This window comes from Pseudomonas sp. NPDC088890, assembly GCF_044900155.1.
Lineage (GTDB): Bacteria > Pseudomonadota > Gammaproteobacteria > Pseudomonadales > Pseudomonadaceae > Aquipseudomonas > Aquipseudomonas urmiensis.
The window spans coordinates 1-2,306 of sequence record NZ_JBJDNG010000026.1; the positions used below are offsets into that span (position 1 = coordinate 1).

At 51.3% G+C, this 2,306-nt stretch carries 1 protein-coding gene, 2 tRNA genes and 1 rRNA gene; all 4 read left to right on the top strand.

The features are described from left to right. Positions 1-299, top strand: a 299-nt coding sequence (locus ACI2JX_RS24885; protein ID WP_404691210.1) for a hypothetical protein, incomplete at its 5' end; no start/stop codon positions are given. Positions 300-325: 26 nt separating this feature from the next. Further along, positions 326-1,862: ribosomal RNA gene (locus ACI2JX_RS24890) — 16S ribosomal RNA — on the top strand. An 87-nt stretch (positions 1,863-1,949) separates the two neighbouring features. Further along, a tRNA-Ile gene (locus ACI2JX_RS24895) sits at positions 1,950-2,026 on the top strand. Positions 2,027-2,049: 23 nt separating this feature from the next. Further along, a tRNA-Ala gene (locus tag ACI2JX_RS24900) sits at positions 2,050-2,125 on the top strand. The last annotated feature ends 181 nt before the right edge of the window (positions 2,126-2,306 follow it).

The window sequence follows — 2,306 nt, forward strand, 5'->3', positions numbered from 1 at the left end:
GTAACGCTGTAGAATTCGCCTCCCGCTACGAGAGATCGCAAGCGAGTCAAGTGTTTGAAGTTGAACGAGTTTCTCGCAAAATACTTCGAAATAAACGCTTGACAGACACAGAGGAAAGCGTAGAATGCGCGCCTCGGTTGAGACGAAAAGCTCTTAACCAAACGCTCTTTAACAAATTGAATCAAGCAATTCGTGTGGGTGCTTGTGAGTACGGTTTGATAGTCGCCAAGATTATCAGCATCACAAGTGGCCACATGAGCAATCATAGTAGTCATTTGAGATTGCTGAGCCAAGTTTAGGGTTTCTTAAAAACCCAAGCAGTATTGAACTGAAGAGTTTGATCATGGCTCAGATTGAACGCTGGCGGCAGGCCTAACACATGCAAGTCGAGCGGATGAGAAGAGCTTGCTCTTCGATTCAGCGGCGGACGGGTGAGTAATGCCTAGGAATCTGCCTGGTAGTGGGGGACAACGTTTCGAAAGGAACGCTAATACCGCATACGTCCTACGGGAGAAAGCAGGGGACCTTCGGGCCTTGCGCTATCAGATGAGCCTAGGTCGGATTAGCTAGTTGGTGAGGTAATGGCTCACCAAGGCGACGATCCGTAACTGGTCTGAGAGGATGATCAGTCACACTGGAACTGAGACACGGTCCAGACTCCTACGGGAGGCAGCAGTGGGGAATATTGGACAATGGGCGAAAGCCTGATCCAGCCATGCCGCGTGTGTGAAGAAGGTCTTCGGATTGTAAAGCACTTTAAGTTGGGAGGAAGGGCAGTAAGATAATACCTTGCTGTTTTGACGTTACCGACAGAATAAGCACCGGCTAACTCTGTGCCAGCAGCCGCGGTAATACAGAGGGTGCAAGCGTTAATCGGAATTACTGGGCGTAAAGCGCGCGTAGGTGGTTTGTTAAGTTGGATGTGAAAGCCCCGGGCTCAACCTGGGAACTGCATCCAAAACTGGCAAGCTAGAGTACGGTAGAGGGTGGTGGAATTTCCTGTGTAGCGGTGAAATGCGTAGATATAGGAAGGAACACCAGTGGCGAAGGCGACCACCTGGACTGATACTGACACTGAGGTGCGAAAGCGTGGGGAGCAAACAGGATTAGATACCCTGGTAGTCCACGCCGTAAACGATGTCAACTAGCCGTTGGAATCCTTGAGATTTTAGTGGCGCAGCTAACGCATTAAGTTGACCGCCTGGGGAGTACGGCCGCAAGGTTAAAACTCAAATGAATTGACGGGGGCCCGCACAAGCGGTGGAGCATGTGGTTTAATTCGAAGCAACGCGAAGAACCTTACCAGGCCTTGACATGCAGAGAACTTTCTAGAGATAGATTGGTGCCTTCGGGAACTCTGACACAGGTGCTGCATGGCTGTCGTCAGCTCGTGTCGTGAGATGTTGGGTTAAGTCCCGTAACGAGCGCAACCCTTGTCCTTAGTTACCAGCACGTTATGGTGGGCACTCTAAGGAGACTGCCGGTGACAAACCGGAGGAAGGTGGGGATGACGTCAAGTCATCATGGCCCTTACGGCCTGGGCTACACACGTGCTACAATGGTCGGTACAGAGGGTTGCCAAGCCGCGAGGTGGAGCTAATCTCACAAAACCGATCGTAGTCCGGATCGCAGTCTGCAACTCGACTGCGTGAAGTCGGAATCGCTAGTAATCGCGAATCAGAATGTCGCGGTGAATACGTTCCCGGGCCTTGTACACACCGCCCGTCACACCATGGGAGTGGGTTGCACCAGAAGTAGCTAGTCTAACCTTCGGGAGGACGGTTACCACGGTGTGATTCATGACTGGGGTGAAGTCGTAACAAGGTAGCCGTAGGGGAACCTGCGGCTGGATCACCTCCTTAATCGAAGACATCAGCCTGCTGATGAGCTCCCACACGAATTGCTTGATTCACTTGTATAAAGACGATGCTGTAACGCGACCCTGTTATAGGTCTGTAGCTCAGTTGGTTAGAGCGCACCCCTGATAAGGGTGAGGTCGGCAGTTCAAATCTGCCCAGACCTACCATTACATGGTGCAGCCTAGAATACGGGGCCATAGCTCAGCTGGGAGAGCGCCTGCCTTGCACGCAGGAGGTCAGCGGTTCGATCCCGCTTGGCTCCACCACTTTCGCAGTACGCAGTAGCTTGTCAGAACTTAGAAATGAGCATTCCAGCGTGAATGTTGATTTCTGACTTTTGTCAGATCGTTCTTTAAAAATTCGGATATGTGATAGAAATAGACTGAACGCTGCTTTCACTGGCAGTGGATCAGGCTAAGGTAAAATTTGTGATTGCTCGCAAGAGCG